Origin of the sequence: Bacillus sp. JS (assembly GCF_000259365.1) — a bacterium.
Taxonomy (GTDB): Bacteria; Bacillota; Bacilli; order Bacillales; family Bacillaceae; genus Bacillus; species Bacillus stercoris.
Genome location: NC_017743.1, coordinates 1,264,093 through 1,281,572 on the forward strand (window position 1 = coordinate 1,264,093; position 17,480 = coordinate 1,281,572).

The window sequence follows — 17,480 nt, forward strand, 5'->3', positions numbered from 1 at the left end:
GAAACAGAGATGTCAGAGCTGCAAACAACTCCCACGCCGGAGATCAGGCTGAAAGAAAATATTTCGAAAAAACCAGAAACAATGACAAAGATTTTCTGGGAAAAATTCTCGAAAAACAAACTGGCCATTTTAGGTGCCGTTATTCTTTTTATCATTATCATGTCGGCTGTTTTCGCCCCTTTCATTGCACCTTATCCCCAAGAGCAGCAAAGCCTGCTTGATAAATATAAGGCGCCGGGCCTTGAACATCTGATGGGAACGGATAAATTTGGACGTGATATTTTCAGCCGGATCCTATATGGAGCGCGTGTCTCTTTATTGGTTGGATTTGCGTCCGTAGTCGGTTCGATTTTGATCGGAACGGTTTTAGGAGCATTAGCTGGATATTTCAGAGGAATAGTGGATGCTGTCATTATGCGTGTAGTTGACATCGTGCTATCCATTCCTGATATTTTCCTGTTGATCACGCTGGTCACCATCTTCAAGCCGGGTGTGGACAAATTGATTTTAATTTTCTGTCTCACAGGGTGGACCACGACAGCACGATTAGTAAGAGGGGAATTCTTATCGCTTCGTTCAAGGGAATATGTTCTTGCTGCTAAAACAATTGGAACAAAGACGCACAAAATTATTTTTTCTCATATCCTGCCCAATGCGTTAGGGCCGATTATTGTATCAGCTACGCTGAAAGTAGGGTCTGTTATTCTAGCTGAATCGGCGCTAAGCTACTTGGGATTTGGAATTCAGCCGCCAATCGCTAGCTGGGGGAACATGCTTCAAGATGCACAGAATTTCACAGTAATGATTCAAGCATGGTGGTACCCATTATTTCCCGGGCTATTTATTTTAATGACCGTTTTATGCTTCAACTTTGTCGGTGATGGCCTGCGGGATGCGCTTGACCCGAAAAATATTAAATAAAAATGAATATAATATCTGTTATAAAATATCACCAAATCAGAAAAAAAGCAGGTCTCCCTTTGTCAGAAAATATACAAAGAGATCTGCTTTTTGTGATTCTTGCATAAAACCAGTGATTCCAGATTTCCTCAATCTCTTTGGAATAATTTCTCTGTCCCTTGCCTATACTGTGGACAACAGTTTTTATAAAGTGAGGGGTTAGAGATGTTATTTCTTCATGATGTGTGGGTCAATTGGTTTGAAGGGGAAGAAAATGGCTACAATGTATGCCACTTTCACGAATGGCGCAAGGAAGATACGGTTGAGCTTTTGGATCAGGTGCCTTTGTTAAGGGTGCCGTCAGTACTGTTTCATTACATAGAAAACGATTTGTCAGAGCTTCCGAAAGGTTTGCTTGAAGACGTACATCAGAAATCGTACATTCGGAAAAATCATGAGCGGACAAAGCTTGAATATTGTTTTGTTGTAACAGACGGAATCGGCATTTTGGCTGTCGACACGATCGGCTATACAATCCCTGTCAGGAAAAGCCGTCTGATCCCAAGACAAGAGCAGCTCGTTTATGAAATGGTAAAAGATGTAGAGCCTGAAGCGTATGAATTTGAACCAAAGAAACTGGAATCCTCTAAAGAATATCACATCTTATCATTAGCACCAGAACATGTCAGGGGTCTGACAAGAAAAGAACGGCAAATCAAGCAGCTGATGTTTATGGCGCTTGACCAATTAAAAGGGCTGAAAAACCGCGCTGAAATCGGCTATTGGTATACAGAGTGGAATCCGCATATGTATGAACAAATCAAACGGATGAGCTTTGAAGAGATTTGGGACATGCTGTATAACGAAACAATTGAAGGCTGGTCGGATAAGCACCTGGCTTTTTGCGAAAACCTAATAAAAGGACAGCCTTTTTTCGAAAAGCTGTGGGAAATGGAAAATGAATCAAAGGTAAACTGAAATAAAAAACCGCTCTTTGCAAAGAGCGGTTTTTTGATCAGCGTCTTTTTCTTCCAAGACCCATGGCATTCTCCATTTTTTTCAGCATTTTGTTTGCTGTCCGGTTCGCCCGTTCCGCGCCTTCATCAAGAATCCGGTCTAATTCTTCAGATTCTATCAGCTCATAATAGCGGTCCTGGATTGGTTTTAATGCGTTCACCACGACTTCTGCCAAATCACCTTTAAACTCGCCGTAGCCTTTTCCGTCGTATTTTGATTCAAGCTCTTCAATTGTCGTATTGCCGAGGATTGAATAAATCGTAAGAAGGTTGGAAACACCCGGTTTGTTTTCTTTGTCAAATTTTACAATGCCCTCGGAATCTGTCACAGCGCTTTTGATTTTCTTTTCAAGAAGCTTCGGTTCATCCAGCAGTGTAATATAAGATTTCTGGTTCGGATCAGATTTGCTCATCTTCTTTAGCGGATCATTCAGAGACATGATGCGTGCACCGACTTTTGGAATTTTCACTTCCGGAATCGTGAAGATGTCGTTGTATTTTTTGTTGAAGCGTTCTGCGAGATTCCGCGTCAGCTCAAGGTGCTGCTTTTGATCCTCACCAACAGGCACAAGATCCGTTCCGTACAGCAGAATATCAGCGGCCATCAGCGGCGGGTATGTTAACAGGCCGGAGACGACAGCCTCATTGCCTTTGGATTTGTCCTTAAATTGAGTCATTCGTTCAAGTTCGCCGATATATGCGACACACTGCATCATCCATCCGGCCTGTGCGTGCGCGGGAACCTCTGACTGAATAAACAATGTTGCTTTTTCCGGATCAAGTCCGACAGCTAAGTAAAGCGCCGCCAGACTGCGGATATTCTTTCTTAGCTGGAGCCGATCTTGAGGAACGGTTATTGCATGCTGGTCCACGATGCAAAAATAGCTGTTATAATCATGCTGCAGTTCGACAAACTGCTTCATTGCACCGATATAGTTGCCGAGCGTAACAGAGCCGCTTGGCTGAATGCCTGAAAAAATCGTTTGTTTCATGAAAACATCAACCTCATTTCTTAAAACATAATAAAAATGGCTCATTCTTCCCCTATAAAAAAGGGACGAATGAACCGTGGTACCACCCTGATTATTCCATTAAAATGGAATCACTCTGACGTTTGTAACGGAGTCTGCTCCGGCTGAGCCTACTTTTTTCGGGTTCGGTCAGCTGCTCCAAAGTCCATTCCACATTGCCCGTTATCTGCTCCCAGCACCGCAGACTCTCTTCAAACAGGTGAAATGTGTACTACTCTTCTTCATAGCACGCTTTTCTTTTGATTGCTTCATTATAAATCAATTATAACCAATTGTCATCATGAAAAAACATTCTTTTTCCCAGTAACATTGTAATGATATAAATAACATGGGTACTGTAAAACCCTTAAATGATAACTGCTATCAGTGTAAAAACAGGCAGATATTATATGTAAAAAGCAATATGGATAGAAAACTCATAAAAAAGTTTTTAATCAATTTACGCTTTAAATGGTAGAAGGATATTATGTTCGTGGAAGAAAAACTAACGAAGTTTAAATATTTTAAATTGATAAAATAATATTGCAATAAATTATTTGTTTCATTATAATGAACTTGTTCACTCTATTGTTACAGCTTTTTTACAAAAATAATCAGAAAAGACGGAACAGAATAAAAGTTATGGAAACTTAGGTTCATTTGTCTGATATTTCTGAGGATTTAGCCGTAAGGAGCTGAAAAATTCTTATTAGGGGGTTTGCGAATATGAAAAAACGTTGGTCGATTGTCACGTTGATGCTCATTTTCACTCTCGTGCTGAGCGCTTGCGGCTTTGGCGGCAGCGGATCAAACGGTGAAGGGAAAAAGGACAGTAAAGGAAAGACAACACTTAACATTAATATTAAAACTGAGCCGTTCTCCTTACATCCGGGATTGGCAAATGATTCAGTTTCAGGCGGTGTCATCCGTCAGACTTTTGAAGGATTGACACGCATTAATGCAGATGGGGAGCCTGAAGAAGGCATGGCATCTAAAATCGAAACAAGCAAGGACGGTAAAACATATACATTCACTATTCGTGATGGTGTGAAATGGTCTAATGGAGACCCTGTAACAGCACAAGATTTTGAATATGCTTGGAAATGGGCGCTTGACCCTAATAATGAATCACAATACGCTTACCAGCTCTACTACATAAAAGGTGCTGAAGCGGCGAATACAGGCAAAGGCAGCCTAGATGATGTGGCAGTAAAAGCCGTGAATGATAAAACGCTGAAGGTTGAATTAAATAACCCGACTCCATATTTCACTGAATTAACTGCGTTCTATACGTATATGCCGATCAACAAGAAAATTGCAGAGAAAAATAAAAAGTGGAATACAAATGCTGGGGATGATTATGTATCAAACGGGCCGTTCAAAATGACAGCATGGAAACACAGCGGTTCTATTACTCTCGAAAAAAATGACCAGTATTGGGATAAAGACAAAGTCAAACTGAAGAAAATTGATATGGTTATGATCAACAATAACAATACGGAATTGAAAAAATTCCAAGCTGGCGAACTTGATTGGGCCGGTTTGCCGCTCGGACAGCTTCCGACAGAATCTCTCCCTTCCTTGAAAAAAGACGGTTCTTTACATGTTGAGCCGATGGCAGGTGTGTATTGGTACAAATTCAACACTGAAGCTAAGCCGTTAGACAACGTCAATATCCGTAAAGCATTATCTTATGCGATTGACCGTCAATCGATTGTTAAAAACATTACGCAAGGTGAACAAATCCCGGCAATGGCTGCGGTGCCGCCGACAATGAAGGGATTTGAGGATAACAAAGAAGGCTATACAAGGACAACGATATCAAAACGGCAAAAGAATACCTTGATAAAGGCCTAAAAGAAATGGGCTTAAGCAAGGCATCTGACCTTCCGAAAATCAAATTGTCTTATAACACTGATGATGCACATGCGAAAATCGCTCAAGCTGTACAAGAAATGTGGAAGAAAAATTTAGGCGTAAATGTTGAGCTTGATAACTCTGAATGGAATGTCTATATCGATAAGCTCCACAGCCAAGATTATCAAATCGGCCGTATGGGCTGGATTGGCGACTTCAACGATCCGATTAACTTCCTTGAGCTGTTCCGTGACAAAGACGGAGGAAATAACGATACGGGCTGGGAAAACCCAGAATTCAAAAAATTGCTGAATCAGTCACAAACTGAAACAGATCAAAACAAACGTGCAGAGCTGCTGAAAAAAGCGGAAGAAATTTTCATTGATGAAATGCCGGTCGCTCCAATTTATTTTTATACGATTCCTTGGGTACAAGACGAAAATCTGAAAGGAACCATTATTACTGGAACTGGAGAAATTTATTTCAGAAACGCGTACTTTCAATAAGTCTTATTTGTGAAAACAATAACCTCAAGGTATATGGGGACCTATTTCCCATATACCTTTCTTACTGAAGAATATAAAAAAGTAAAAACCATGGAGGTGTTCCCCCTTGCTAAAATATATCGGAAGACGCTTAGTCTATATGATTATCACACTATTTGTGATTGTAACTGTGACATTCTTCTTAATGCAAGCAGCACCGGGCGGGCCATTTTCAGGTGAGAAAAAGCTTCCGCCTGAAATTGAAGCAAACTTAAATACGCACTATGGCTTGGACAAGCCGCTGTTTGTACAATACGTCAGTTATTTGAAATCAGTTGCAATGTGGGATTTCGGACCATCATTTAAATATAAAGGTCAGAGTGTTAACGACCTGATCAATTCAGGTTTCCCCGTTTCATTCACTCTTGGAGCAGAAGCTATTCTCCTCGCTTTAGCGTTAGGTGTATTGTTTGGGGTCATTGCAGCCCTTTACCATAATAAGTGGCAGGATTATACCGTCGCGATTTTAACAATCTTTGGTATATCAGTTCCGAGCTTTATCATGGCGGCTGTTCTGCAATATGTGTTCTCCATGAAGCTTGAGCTGTTTCCGGTCGCAGGGTGGGAGTCCTGGGCATACACCTTTTTGCCTTCAATCGCCCTTGCTTCTATGCCGATGGCGTTTATCGCCAGACTTTCCCGTTCAAGCATGATCGAAGTGTTAAACAGTGATTATATCCGCACAGCGAAAGCAAAAGGGCTGTCCCGTTCGGCAGTTACAGTACGGCACGCCATCCGAAACGCGCTTTTGCCAGTTGTTACATATATGGGTCCGATGGCCGCACAGGTCTTAACTGGAAGCTTCATTATTGAAACCATTTTTGGTATCCCGGGGCTTGGTGCACACTTTGTATACAGTATTACAAACCGTGATTATACAGTCATTATGGGTGTAACGGTGTTCTTTAGTGTCATCCTGCTATTGTGTGTATTAATCGTAGACGTGCTTTACGGCATTATTGATCCAAGAATCAAGCTTTCCAAAGCAAAGAAAGGAGCCTAGGCCATGCAGAACATTCCGAAAAACATGTTTGAACCAGCCGCAGCGAATGCCGGCGATGCAGAAAAAATAAGTAAAAAGAGCCTTTCCCTCTGGAAAGATGCGATGCTTCGCTTCCGCAGCAATAAGCTTGCAATGGTCGGGCTTATCATTATCGTGCTCATTATCCTTATGGCCATTTTTGCGCCGATGTTCTCAAGGTATGATTATTCAACTACTAATCTCTTAAATGCGGATAAGCCGCCTTCAAAAGATCACTGGTTCGGCACAGATGATCTTGGACGGGACATTTTCGTCCGTACATGGGTAGGAGCGCGAATCTCAATCTTTATCGGTGTCGCAGCCGCTGTTCTTGATTTGCTGATCGGCGTCATTTGGGGGAGCATTTCAGGCTTCCGCGGAGGAAGAACAGATGAAATTATGATGCGTATCGCTGATATCCTTTGGGCAGTTCCTTCATTATTAATGGTTATCTTACTGATGGTTGTTCTTCCGAAAGGGCTATTTACGATTATTATTGCCATGACGATTACGGGCTGGATTAACATGGCCAGAATCGTGCGCGGACAAGTGCTGCAGCTGAAGAATCAAGAGTATGTGCTTGCTTCACAGACACTGGGTGCAAAAACATCCCGTCTGCTGTTTAAACATATCGTGCCAAACGCAATGGGTTCCATTTTGGTCACGATGACATTGACAGTTCCTACTGCGATTTTCACAGAAGCCTTTTTAAGCTATTTGGGACTCGGTGTTCCGGCTCCGCTGGCAAGCTGGGGAACGATGGCTTCTGACGGATTGCCTGCATTGACCTATTATCCGTGGCGTTTATTCTTCCCTGCCGGATTTATCTGCATTACAATGTTTGGCTTTAACGTTGTCGGCGACGGATTAAGAGATGCATTGGATCCTAAGTTACGTAAATAAGGGAGTGATACGGGTGACACGCCTATTAGAAGTAAAAGATTTAGCAATTTCATTTAAAACATATGGCGGAGAGGTCCAAGCGATCCGCGGAGTGAATTTCCATCTGGATAAAGGAGAGACGCTGGCTATCGTCGGAGAATCAGGGTCCGGAAAAAGTGTAACCTCTCAGGCAATCATGAAGCTGATTCCAATGCCTCCGGGTTATTTCAAACGCGGTGAAATCCTGTTTGAAGGGAAGGATCTGGTGCCGTTGTCCGAAAAAGAAATGCAAAATGTCCGAGGAAAAGAGATCGGAATGATATTTCAGGATCCGATGACCTCCTTAAATCCAACGATGAAGGTCGGTAAACAAATTACGGAAGTGCTTTTTAAACACGAAAAGATCTCAAAGGAAGCGGCTAAAAAACGCGCGGTTGAACTGCTGGAATTAGTCGGTATCCCAATGCCGGAAAAGCGGGTGAACCAATTTCCGCACGAATTTTCAGGCGGTATGAGGCAGCGGGTTGTCATCGCCATGGCGCTTGCGGCGAATCCGAAGCTTTTGATCGCCGACGAGCCGACCACTGCACTTGATGTAACGATTCAAGCGCAAATTCTGGAATTGATGAAGGATTTGCAAAAGAAAATTGACACGTCCATCATCTTTATCACACACGATCTTGGTGTTGTGGCAAACGTTGCTGACCGGGTCGCTGTCATGTACGCGGGACAGATTGTAGAAACAGGTACGGTAGACGAAATTTTCTACGATCCGAGACATCCGTATACTTGGGGGCTTCTTGCATCCATGCCGACACTGGAAAGTTCAGGAGAGGAAGAGCTGACTGCCATTCCGGGCACGCCGCCTGATTTGACAAACCCGCCAAAAGGAGATGCTTTTGCCCCGCGGAGCCCTTATGCGATGAAAATCGATTTTGAACAGGAGCCGCCAATGTTTAAGGTATCTGATACTCATTATGTCAAATCGTGGCTGCTTCATCCCGACGCGCCAAAGGTAGAGCCGCCTGAAGCGGTAAAAGCGAAAATGCGTAAACTTGCAAACACGTATGAAAAACCTGTCTTAGTGAGAGAAGGTGAATAAATTGACTGAAAAACTATTAGAAATCAAACATTTAAAACAGCACTTTGTCACACCGAGAGGAACGGTTAAGGCTGTAGATGATTTATCATTTCATATCTATAAAGGTGAAACATTAGGGCTGGTTGGTGAATCTGGCTGCGGTAAATCGACAACAGGCCGAAGCATTATCCGGCTGTACGAAGCAACCGATGGTGAGGTGCTGTTCAACGGCGAAAATGTGCACGGGAAAAAATCGCGGAAAAAGCTGCTGGAATTCAACCGCAAAATGCAGATGATTTTCCAAGACCCATATGCGTCCCTGAATCCGAGAATGACAGTTGCTGATATTATTGCTGAAGGGCTTGATATTCATAAGCTGGCGAAAACGAAAAAAGAGCGGATGCAGCGGGTTCATGAACTATTGGAAACTGTGGGATTGAACAAGGAACACGCGAATCGCTATCCCCATGAATTTTCCGGCGGCCAGCGCCAAAGAATCGGGATTGCCAGAGCGCTTGCTGTTGATCCGGAATTCATTATCGCGGATGAGCCGATTTCCGCTTTGGATGTATCCATTCAAGCGCAGGTCGTGAATTTAATGAAAGAACTGCAAAAAGAAAAAGGGCTCACATACCTGTTTATTGCCCACGATTTATCGATGGTCAAATACATCAGCGACCGCATTGGAGTCATGTATTTCGGGAAACTGGTTGAGCTTGCGCCGGCAGATGAGCTTTATGAAAATCCGCTTCACCCGTATACAAAATCATTGCTTTCTGCGATTCCGCTTCCTGATCCGGACTATGAGAGAAATCGCGTCCGCCAGAAATATGATCCGTCCGTCCATCAATTAAAAGATGGGGAAACGATGGAATTCCGTGAAGTCAAACCGGGACATTTTGTGATGTGCACGGAAGCCGAATTTAAAGCTTTTTCATGATTCATCAATCCTTCAAGAGAAATCTCTTGAAGGATTTTTTTGCGTCCTCATAGAAAGTGAGAATGATAACATTTACAATTAGAGGAAAATAGCGGAGGCGAAATACAATTCAATTTCTGCATAACAAAAATGTTTTTGCGCTATTGCTGTCTCAATCTCTTCAATCCTTAGCAGGAGTCCTTGTCACAATCGTTTTAATGGTCCGTGTTTATCAAATGACTGACTCCGTTTTTTTGGCTGGACTCGTATTATCGTTCATGTCATTTGCAAGTATAGCTGCAAGCTTTTGCGTCTCTCCGGTGCTTCGCAATCTCGGTTTTAAAAAGGTGCTTGCGGGCGCAAATCTGCTGAGAGCGGTCTTTACAATCCTGATGGCATACAGTGTCACTCATCACGGACAGGCATTCTTTTGGATTACGCTGCTGTTTGTGTTCTGTTTTTCCTTCGCGGGCGCTTTTTTTCAGCCGGCAAGATTCGCGCTGTTGCCGATTATTGTTCCAAAAGAGCACTATGTAAAAGCGAATGGCGTGATCTCCCTCTCGAATCAATTGTTCTTAACAGCAGGCTGGGGCCTTGGAGGCCTTCTGACGTACGCCGTCCCTTTTGAAGTCGTTGTCGGTGCAGCCATTTGCCTGTTTGTTCTTTCGGGAGTTTCCCTCAAGGGGCTTCATATAAATGAAAAAACGACTGATGAAACAGATGAAAAAGCATCTGGCAGAAGTATATGGAAGGATTTAATGATTATTCCTATTGTAAGAGACATTACTTTTATGGACATGATAGAAGCTTTGGCGGGTTCTGTTTGGTCGTCTGCTATTCTTCTCGCCTTTACTGCGGTTGTTTTGCATGAAACAGAAGCGTGGTGGGGGATGTTTAACGCTTCTTATTTTATAGGTGCCATTGTCGGCAGTGTGATTGCGATTCGTTTTTCTGCTTTTTTTGAGCGGAACATGGGCTGCGCTATTATTTTCTGCTCGCTTGTGATGGCGGCGCTGACCCTTCTGTTCTCAATTTCTACAATCCCGTTTTTATGCGCGCTGGCTTGTGCCGCAATGGGGCCTTTTTATCAGGTGCGTGATATTTGCCAGGAAACCATGCTGCAGGAGGTTATTCCCGAACAGAAACGTATCGGAATCATGGCTGCAAAAAATGCAATTTTAACTCCTTGGGCAGGCGTCACCTACTCCATTATGGGATTAGTGGCTGATGCGGCTGGTGCGAAAACAGCTTTTATTACAGCTGCTGCATTATATATCATGACGTTTCTGATTGCACTGGCACAGCCCCGGCTTGTTCATTACAGGCGGGAAAACCGGGTTCAATGAGATGCACTTCAGAATGAACAGAGCAGCTGGCTCCGTTCATTCTGAAAAAAATGAAACCATGGCGGAAGTTCGTACGTCTTTATAGATGTAAGGCTGTTTAAACAAGAAGAAATGGGGTATATCTAAAAGTATGAAGACAATGAACTCATAAGGAGCAAATCAATGAACTGGTATGAAAAGCTTAGCGAGTACTTTCCAATTGAAGAAATGAAATCAAAAGCGCATATGGAAGCTCTTCTGAAAGAGCGAAGCGATATTTATCATAAAGATGAAGGCAAACATCATATTTTAATGTTTGCGGAATTCGATTCTTTTATTTTCGTTGATTATCTGTATGTGTCTAAGGATGCAAGAGGGCAGGGGCTTGGCGGCAAATTGATCGCAAAGCTGAAAAAGAAAAATAAGCCCATATTGCTCGAGGTGGAACCTGTTGATGAAGATGATACTGATACAGAAAAACGCCTGAGGTTTTATCAAAGAGAGCATTTCAAGCATGCTCAATCAATTGGGTACCGTCGCCGGTCATTGGCTACGAATGAAGTAAACAAGATGGAGATTCTGTATTGGTCACCGAAAACAGAATCAGAAGAAGAAATTCTTGAAGCCATGAAACAGACATATGAAAACATTCATACTTATAAAGATGAGAAATGGTACGGAGAATCGTACGAAAAAACGGATGAGGTCTTGGAAATCATCGATGAAGAAAAACAAAAAAATATTTTCGATCAGTTAAGCTAATTGAGAATAAGAACATATCATGAACATTAAAAATTTGCTGGATTGACACATTTTTTTCTTAGGATACTGTTCACACTTACTTTTTTATAGTATAATACCTGTAAAGATTCCTTTTTTAGAGTAATTTCAATTTAAGAATAAAATAGATGTTCATCCTACTAATTAGAGGAGTGAAGATGAATGGTTACACTATACACATCACCAAGCTGTACTTCATGCAGAAAGGCGAGAGCGTGGCTCGAGGAGCACGAGATTCCATTTGTAGAAAGAAACATTTTCTCTGAACCTTTATCAATTGATGAAATAAAACAAATTCTTCGAATGACTGAGGACGGAACAGATGAAATCATCTCAACCCGTTCAAAAGTATTCCAAAAACTCAATGTGAACGTTGAATCTATGCCGCTGCAAGATTTGTACCGCTTGATCAACGAGCATCCAGGTTTGCTTCGCCGTCCGATCATCATCGACGAAAAACGTTTGCAAGTCGGATATAACGAAGACGAAATCAGACGTTTCCTGCCAAGAAAAGTTCGCTCTTTCCAATTAAGAGAAGCACAGCGTTTGGCAAACTAATAGATCGTATCATCAAAAGAAGGCTGAGTCATCAGCCTTCTTTTTTAGATAGTTGACAAAATCCTAAAACGGTTTTTTGTTTTAGGATTTTGTTACCTTTTCAGTTCAGCGTGATTGAAAACCTTTGAAGTCTAGGAAGGCCGAGCATTGGAGCATAACGAATATGTTTATTCGTGAGCACCGACGCGCAGGTCTGACAACGAATGCAAAGGTTTGTCGACACGCTGAAAGAAGGCTGAGTCATCAGCCTTCTTTTATTTTTCAACCTGCTGGTAATAAATGCTCGCAAGAATGACAAACGCAACCGTCAAAATGGGGAGGAGTGTTTCGACTGTGCCGTGCTGCGCCATAAAAAGAGACAGCTTTTTGTCTCTGACAATCATTTCTCCGCCAGTATAGGCAAGCAGCCCGCTTCCCGCGTAAATCAGAAGCGGTATTTTCCCTAGTGCAATATGGATGAGTTTGCTGCCCCAAATAATAACCGGAACCGATACACACAAACCTATGACGACGAGAGAAAACTCACCGTGTGATGCACCTGCAACTGCGATGACATTGTCCAGCGACATAAAGAGATCTGCAAGCACAATCGTTCGTATCGCTCTCCACAAAGAGGTGCTGCTTTTAATGTGCTGCGTATCTTTTTTTTCGATCAGCAGCTGATATCCTAAATACAGCAGGAAAATTCCGCCGGCGCACTGCAAGAACGGAATGTTCAAAAGATATACTGCTGCACTTGTTAATCCGATTCTCATGGCAACGGCTATAAATGTTCCGAGAATAATAGCTTGCTGTCTTTGCTTGTCCGGCAAATGTCTGCTGGCCATGGCAATGACGACCGCATTATCTCCGCCAAGGATCAGGTCGATCCCAACAATTACAAGCAGAGAAATCAGATAGTCATGCTCCATGAATCGGCACCTCGCTTTCAGTCCTTCGCTTGTACTACTACTATATGAGACAGGCCGCATTTTATGATATCAGCAGCCTGAACTGCCGTTTTTTAGGAAAAGGTGCATTTTTATTTCTTTTGTGACTGTTTTATCATAAAATAGAAATACAAAGGAATTCACACTGGCCTTGCTTAAGGTTAAGATGTGGACGGAATGGGTAAAGTGTAGTAAAGTACAATTAATCGGGAGCTTAGATGTCCCTTCAACATCTTATATAGAAGGGAAGGTTGGCAAATGGAAATTGAAAGAATTAACGAGCATACAGTAAAATTTTATATGTCTTACGGAGATATTGAAGATCGCGGTTTTGACAGAGAAGAAATTTGGTATAACCGTGAGCGCAGTGAAGAACTGTTCTGGGAAGTCATGGATGAAGTTCATGAAGAAGAGGAATTCGCTGTGGAAGGCCCTCTTTGGATTCAAGTTCAGGCGCTTGACAAAGGATTAGAAATCATCGTCACAAAAGCCCAGCTTTCCAAAGACGGACAAAAGCTCGAACTGCCGATTCCTGAGGATAAAAAGCAAGAACCAGCATCTGAGGACCTTGACGCCTTGCTGGATGATTTCCAGAAAGAAGAGCAGGCCGTCAATCAGGAAGAGAAGGAGCAAAAGCTTCAATTTGTCTTGCGATTTGGCGATTTTGAGGATGTTATTTCTCTATCTAATTTGAACGTTAACGGAAGCAAAACGACTTTATATTCGTTTGAGAACCGATATTATTTATATGTGGATTTTTGCAATATGACTGATGAAGAGGTTGAAAATCAGCTAAGCATCCTGCTGGAGTACGCAAATGAATCCTCAATCAGCATACACCGTCTTGAAGAGTACGGCAAGCTGATTATTTCAGAGCATGCTCTAGAAACGATAAAAAAACACTTTGCATCATAGCAAACCGATTTCCTTCCGGAAATCGGTTTTTTTTATGCACGAAAATGCCATTTTAGAGATGTGAAAAATCAAAAACATATAGACAAGCAGAAAATACAGCGAACAGGAGTTGATCAATTTATCCAGAAAGTATACCTCATCTGGAAAGGAGAGATGACAATTGTTTAGTGCTGTGACTGAAGACGGTCAAATGTTTCACCTTTTAGGCGCTCAGCAAAGCCAAAAATTAAAGCGGAAACGATTCTTCTGTCCGGTATGCGGAGAAGAGCTTGCTGTGAAGCTCGGACTTCAAAAAGCACCGCATTTCGCCCATAAACAGAACAAGTCCTGCTCCATAGATATAGAACCGGAAAGCGCCTACCATTTAGAAGGAAAAAGACAGCTTTACGTATGGCTGAAAACACAAAAGGCTTCTCCCATATTGGAACCGTATATTAGGGAAATCAACCAAAGACCGGACGTCTTGGCAAGGATCAAGGAGCGTATGCTTGCTGTTGAATATCAATGTGCCACGATCAGTCCGGATGTCTTTCAAAAGCGGACAGAGGGCTTCAAACAAGCAGGGATCATCCCGCAGTGGATTATGGGCCGCAGCCGCTTACAACGGACTGCTGCGTCCTTTTATCAGCTTTCAGCTTTTCATTGGCAGTTTATCAATGCAAATCCATACAGAGAACTGATATGTTATTGTCCGGAAAGGCGTTCTTTTCTCCGGCTCAGCCACATCATTCCATTCTACACAACCCATTCTTATTCCTCAGTCCAAACGATCCCTATCCATCGGGCAGGTATAGACGATCTTTTTTTCACAAAATCGAAATCCCCAATTCAATATTCAGGCTGGGCGAAAGCGATTCACCGTTTTCGCCATAAACCCCATCGGTTTAGCTCAAAGGAAACAAACCGCCTTAAGCAGCTGTTTTATGAGAAGCGGCAGACGCCCTTTTCTTTTCTGCCGACTGAAGTGTTTGTTCCTGTTGTAAAAGGGGCAGTTTTTAAGAGTCCGGTTTTTGTGTGGCAGGGGTTTCTTTACCTGTTTATCACGGATCTTGGAGAGAAACATGCGCCAATTCGTTTTTCAGCCGTTTTACAGCAATGCAAACTGCACATTCATAAAAAAAACATTGCACTCAGATTCGAATGCAGCGAAGAGTGTCTTTCAGAAGCTGTTAAACAGTACATTGATTTTTTGTGCAAGAAGGGATTTTTAAGGGAGACTCAGAAAGAAGTATATGTGCTGAACCAGCCTGCAGATGGCATTCGCTCAATGCAGGATCTCATAGAAAGAGACCGCAGCTGTTTTATAGAATGAGTTTGTCTGATTTGGCTCACCCTAAGACAAAGGTGGTGGGCTGGCTGTGAACGGCACAAAAGGAAAGGTTTTTCGTGTTTTTACTGCTTTTTTGGCATTCGTTCTCTTCATTACTGCATATGATTTGACAAAAGGCAGTGAAAAACCGGAAGATATTCACAACACAAGTTTATTGAGAAACAATTGCTTTTTCAATTGGCTTGAATCAAAGAAGACGAGGGGGATCACCATGGCTGAGGAAAAAAAAGCAAATCAACTGCCTGACAGAAGTGAGGTAAAGGCAGAAGACACATGGAGACTTGAGGATATTTTTCCTAGTGATGAGGCCTGGAATAAAGAATTTCAAGCTGTAAAAGAATTAATTCCGAATTTATCTAAGTATAAAGGAAAGCTGGCCGATTCAGCTGATCATTTATACGAGGCTCTTACGTACCAAGATAAAGTGATGGAGCGGCTGGGAAGGCTGTACACATATGCGCATATGCGCTCTGACCAGGATACCGGGAACTCCTTTTACCAGGGGCTGAATGACAAGGCGGGAAACCTGTATACACAGGCCGCAAGCGCGACAGCTTATTTGGTTCCTGAAATTTTATCCATAGAAGAAGACAAGCTGCAGCAGTTCATTCTTGAAAAAGAAGAATTAAAGCTGTACTCTCATGCGATTGAGGAAATTACAAAAGAACGTCCGCATGTGCTGAGCGAGAAGGAAGAGGCGCTGCTTGCTGAGGCTTCCGAGGTATTAGGGTCATCTTCAAATACATTCAGCGTGTTAAATAACGCAGATATTACGTTCCCGTCCATTAAAGACGAAGACGGGAATGAAAAACAGATCACACACGGCAACTTTATTAATTTCTTGGAAAGTGAAAACCGCGAAGTCCGCAAAAATGCGTTTGACGCAGTGTATAAAACGTACGGACAATATAAAAACACAATGGCCACGACACTAAGCGGCACTGTGAAAAAGGACAACTTCTACGCGAGAGTGAAAAAGTATAAGTCAGCGCGTGAGGCTGCGCTTTCTAACAACAGCATTCCTGAGGAAGTATACGATAACCTCGTGAAGACGATTAATAAGCATTTGCCTCTTCTTCACCGATATATCGCGCTGAGAAAGAAAGTGCTAGAGCTTGATGAAGTGCATATCTATGATCTGTATACACCGCTTGTGAAGGATGCGGGGATGAAGGTGACATACGAGGAAGCCAAAGATTACATGCTGAAAGGCCTCGCACCTTTAGGGGAGGAATATGCCTCTATCCTAAAAGAAGGACTGGAAAATCGCTGGGTGGACGTTTATGAAAATAAAGGAAAACGCAATGGCGCTTATTCATCAGGAGCTTACGGCACGAATCCGTATATTTTGATGAACTGGCATGATAACGTCAATAATCTCTTTACGCTCGTGCACGAGTTTGGACATTCCGTACACAGCTACTATACGAGAAAGCACCAGCCATATCCATACGGCAATTACAGCATCTTTGTCGCAGAAGTTGCTTCTACGACAAATGAAGCGCTCCTTGGCGAATATCTGCTGAATAATTTAGAGGATGAAAAACAGCGTTTATATATTCTCAACCATATGCTTGAAGGCTTTAGGGGAACGGTCTTCAGACAAACGATGTTTGCCGAGTTTGAACATCTGATCCATACAAAGGCGCAAGAAGGCGAGCCGCTTACACCTGAGCTTCTGACAAATGTTTATTACGATCTGAATAAAAAGTATTTCGGAGACGGCATGGTGATTGATAAGGAAATCGGCCTTGAATGGTCGCGAATTCCGCACTTCTATTACAATTACTATGTGTATCAGTATGCGACAGGGTACAGCGCTGCCCAAGCATTAAGCAGCCAGATTTTGAAGGAAGGAAAGCCTGCGGTTGACCGTTATATTGACTTCCTGAAAGCGGGAAGCTCACAATACCCGATTGATGTCCTGAAAAAAGCGGGCGTTGATATGACGTCTCCAGAGCCAATCGAAGCTGCTTGCAAAATGTTTGAAGAAAAACTCGATGAAATGGAAGAGCTGCTGATGAAAGTCAAGCAGTCTTAAAAAAAGTAAGCCTGTGCGTAAATGACGCACAGGCTTTTTTAAAACCCTTTAAAGGTTTTCCGGTGATTCAAGCGGTAGAGGGTAAACAAAATAGACAGAAACAGCAGAGGAGAGGTAATATAAAGCGGCAGCATATGCATCATGCCTAAGATATTCAGACAGAAAAAAACGGCAATGCACACAATCGAGATCAAAGTAGACATCATGGCGGTCCTCCTCGTCCTTTTTCCTTATAAGGATATGAGTGAATGGACTCCGTTATGTTTTGTGACAAAAATATGAACATTAAGCATAGAGGTTGTCAAAAGTCGACATCTTTTGTTATCATAAGGATGTGAAATTGATCACAAACAAACATTACCCCTTTGTTT

The 17,480-nt window shown here is 42.5% G+C and carries 17 protein-coding genes, 1 pseudogene and 1 other annotated feature; of the genes and pseudogenes, 14 read left to right on the forward strand and 4 right to left on the reverse strand.

Annotation, left to right across the window (positions count from 1 at the left end; all coding sequences use genetic code 11):
* The first annotated feature begins 9 nt into the window (after positions 1 to 9).
* The gene (gene appC / locus MY9_RS06335) at positions 10 to 921 is read left to right on the forward strand and encodes an oligopeptide ABC transporter permease AppC (RefSeq protein ID WP_014663525.1); all 912 of its coding nucleotides are present in this window, start codon (positions 10 to 12) and stop codon (positions 919 to 921) included.
* Positions 922 to 1,125: 204 nt separating this feature from the next.
* Positions 1,126 to 1,878: a YjbA family protein gene (locus tag MY9_RS06340; RefSeq protein ID WP_014663526.1), complete on the forward strand. Its 753-nt coding sequence runs from the start codon at positions 1,126 to 1,128 to the stop codon at positions 1,876 to 1,878.
* A 37-nt stretch (positions 1,879 to 1,915) separates the two neighbouring features.
* Here the strand turns inward: MY9_RS06340 and trpS are convergent, their stop codons facing one another.
* Positions 1,916 to 2,908 carry a tryptophan--tRNA ligase gene (gene trpS / locus MY9_RS06345; RefSeq protein ID WP_041521500.1) on the reverse strand — a complete coding sequence of 331 codons (993 nt, stop codon included), beginning with the start codon at positions 2,906 to 2,908 and terminating at the stop codon, positions 1,916 to 1,918.
* Between the two features lie 58 nt (positions 2,909 to 2,966).
* Positions 2,967 to 3,181 (reverse strand) — a binding site (T-box leader).
* 471 nt (positions 3,182 to 3,652) lie between these two features.
* Here trpS and oppA point away from each other — a divergent pair.
* The 8 genes and pseudogenes from oppA to spx all read left to right on the forward strand — a co-directional run bounded on the left by oppA (position 3,653) and on the right by spx (position 11,894).
* Positions 3,653 to 5,289, forward strand: a pseudogene (gene oppA / locus MY9_RS06350) (oligopeptide ABC transporter substrate-binding protein OppA).
* A 106-nt stretch (positions 5,290 to 5,395) separates the two neighbouring features.
* Entirely contained in the window at positions 5,396 to 6,331 is a 936-nt protein-coding gene (gene oppB / locus MY9_RS06355; protein WP_014663528.1) for an oligopeptide ABC transporter permease OppB, read from the forward strand.
* Between the two features lie 3 nt (positions 6,332 to 6,334).
* Positions 6,335 to 7,252: an oligopeptide ABC transporter permease OppC gene (gene oppC / locus MY9_RS06360; RefSeq protein ID WP_003232954.1), complete on the forward strand. Its 918-nt coding sequence runs from the start codon at positions 6,335 to 6,337 to the stop codon at positions 7,250 to 7,252.
* A 4-nt stretch (positions 7,253 to 7,256) separates the two neighbouring features.
* Complete coding sequence (gene oppD / locus MY9_RS06365) at positions 7,257 to 8,333, forward strand: oligopeptide ABC transporter ATP-binding protein OppD (RefSeq protein WP_081483609.1); 1,077 nt, start codon at positions 7,257 to 7,259, stop codon at positions 8,331 to 8,333.
* A 1-nt stretch (position 8,334) separates the two neighbouring features.
* Entirely contained in the window at positions 8,335 to 9,252 is a 918-nt protein-coding gene (gene oppF, locus MY9_RS06370) for an oligopeptide ABC transporter ATP-binding protein OppF (RefSeq protein WP_014663530.1), read from the forward strand.
* 107 nt (positions 9,253 to 9,359) lie between these two features.
* Positions 9,360 to 10,577: an MFS transporter gene (locus MY9_RS06375; RefSeq protein WP_081483610.1), complete on the forward strand. Its 1,218-nt coding sequence runs from the start codon at positions 9,360 to 9,362 to the stop codon at positions 10,575 to 10,577.
* Positions 10,578 to 10,739: 162 nt separating this feature from the next.
* Entirely contained in the window at positions 10,740 to 11,318 is a 579-nt protein-coding gene (locus MY9_RS06380; protein WP_003244921.1) for a GNAT family N-acetyltransferase, read from the forward strand.
* 180 nt (positions 11,319 to 11,498) lie between these two features.
* Positions 11,499 to 11,894 carry a transcriptional regulator Spx gene (gene spx / locus MY9_RS06385; protein WP_003245483.1) on the forward strand — a complete coding sequence of 132 codons (396 nt, stop codon included), beginning with the start codon at positions 11,499 to 11,501 and terminating at the stop codon, positions 11,892 to 11,894.
* A gap of 254 nt (positions 11,895 to 12,148) precedes the next feature.
* On the opposite strand, the gene MY9_RS06390 is transcribed toward spx, so the two are convergent.
* Positions 12,149 to 12,805 (reverse strand): TerC family protein, encoded by a 657-nt coding sequence (locus MY9_RS06390; RefSeq protein ID WP_014663533.1) that lies wholly within the window; start codon positions 12,803 to 12,805, stop codon positions 12,149 to 12,151.
* A 169-nt stretch (positions 12,806 to 12,974) separates the two neighbouring features.
* On the opposite strand from MY9_RS06390, the gene MY9_RS21515 reads away from it, so the two are divergent.
* Both MY9_RS21515 and mecA read left to right on the forward strand, forming a co-directional pair.
* A complete protein-coding gene (locus MY9_RS21515) occupies positions 12,975 to 13,115 on the forward strand; it encodes a hypothetical protein (protein ID WP_134975725.1) in 141 nt (46 codons plus the stop codon).
* A complete protein-coding gene (gene mecA / locus MY9_RS06395; RefSeq protein WP_003232942.1) occupies positions 13,082 to 13,738 on the forward strand; it encodes an adaptor protein MecA in 657 nt (218 codons plus the stop codon). Before MY9_RS21515 ends, mecA begins: the two co-directional genes overlap by 34 nt.
* Here the strand turns inward: mecA and MY9_RS21520 are convergent.
* Positions 13,733 to 13,855, reverse strand: a complete 123-nt coding sequence (locus tag MY9_RS21520) for a hypothetical protein (RefSeq protein ID WP_003245684.1) — start codon at positions 13,853 to 13,855, stop codon at positions 13,733 to 13,735. The genes mecA and MY9_RS21520 overlap by 6 nt on opposite strands.
* 73 nt (positions 13,856 to 13,928) lie before the next feature.
* On the opposite strand from MY9_RS21520, the gene MY9_RS06400 reads away from it, so the two are divergent.
* Both MY9_RS06400 and pepF read left to right on the forward strand, forming a co-directional pair.
* The gene (locus tag MY9_RS06400; protein WP_237711717.1) at positions 13,929 to 15,050 is read left to right on the forward strand and encodes a competence protein CoiA; all 1,122 of its coding nucleotides are present in this window, start codon (positions 13,929 to 13,931) and stop codon (positions 15,048 to 15,050) included.
* 229 nt (positions 15,051 to 15,279) lie between these two features.
* The gene (gene pepF / locus MY9_RS06405; RefSeq protein ID WP_168780813.1) at positions 15,280 to 17,109 is read left to right on the forward strand and encodes an oligoendopeptidase F; all 1,830 of its coding nucleotides are present in this window, start codon (positions 15,280 to 15,282) and stop codon (positions 17,107 to 17,109) included.
* A gap of 38 nt (positions 17,110 to 17,147) precedes the next feature.
* Here pepF and MY9_RS06410 read toward each other — a convergent pair whose 3' ends face one another.
* Positions 17,148 to 17,315, reverse strand: coding sequence for a hypothetical protein (locus MY9_RS06410; RefSeq protein ID WP_003244944.1), 168 nt, complete (start codon positions 17,313 to 17,315; stop codon positions 17,148 to 17,150).
* Positions 17,316 to 17,480: the final 165 nt, after the last annotated feature.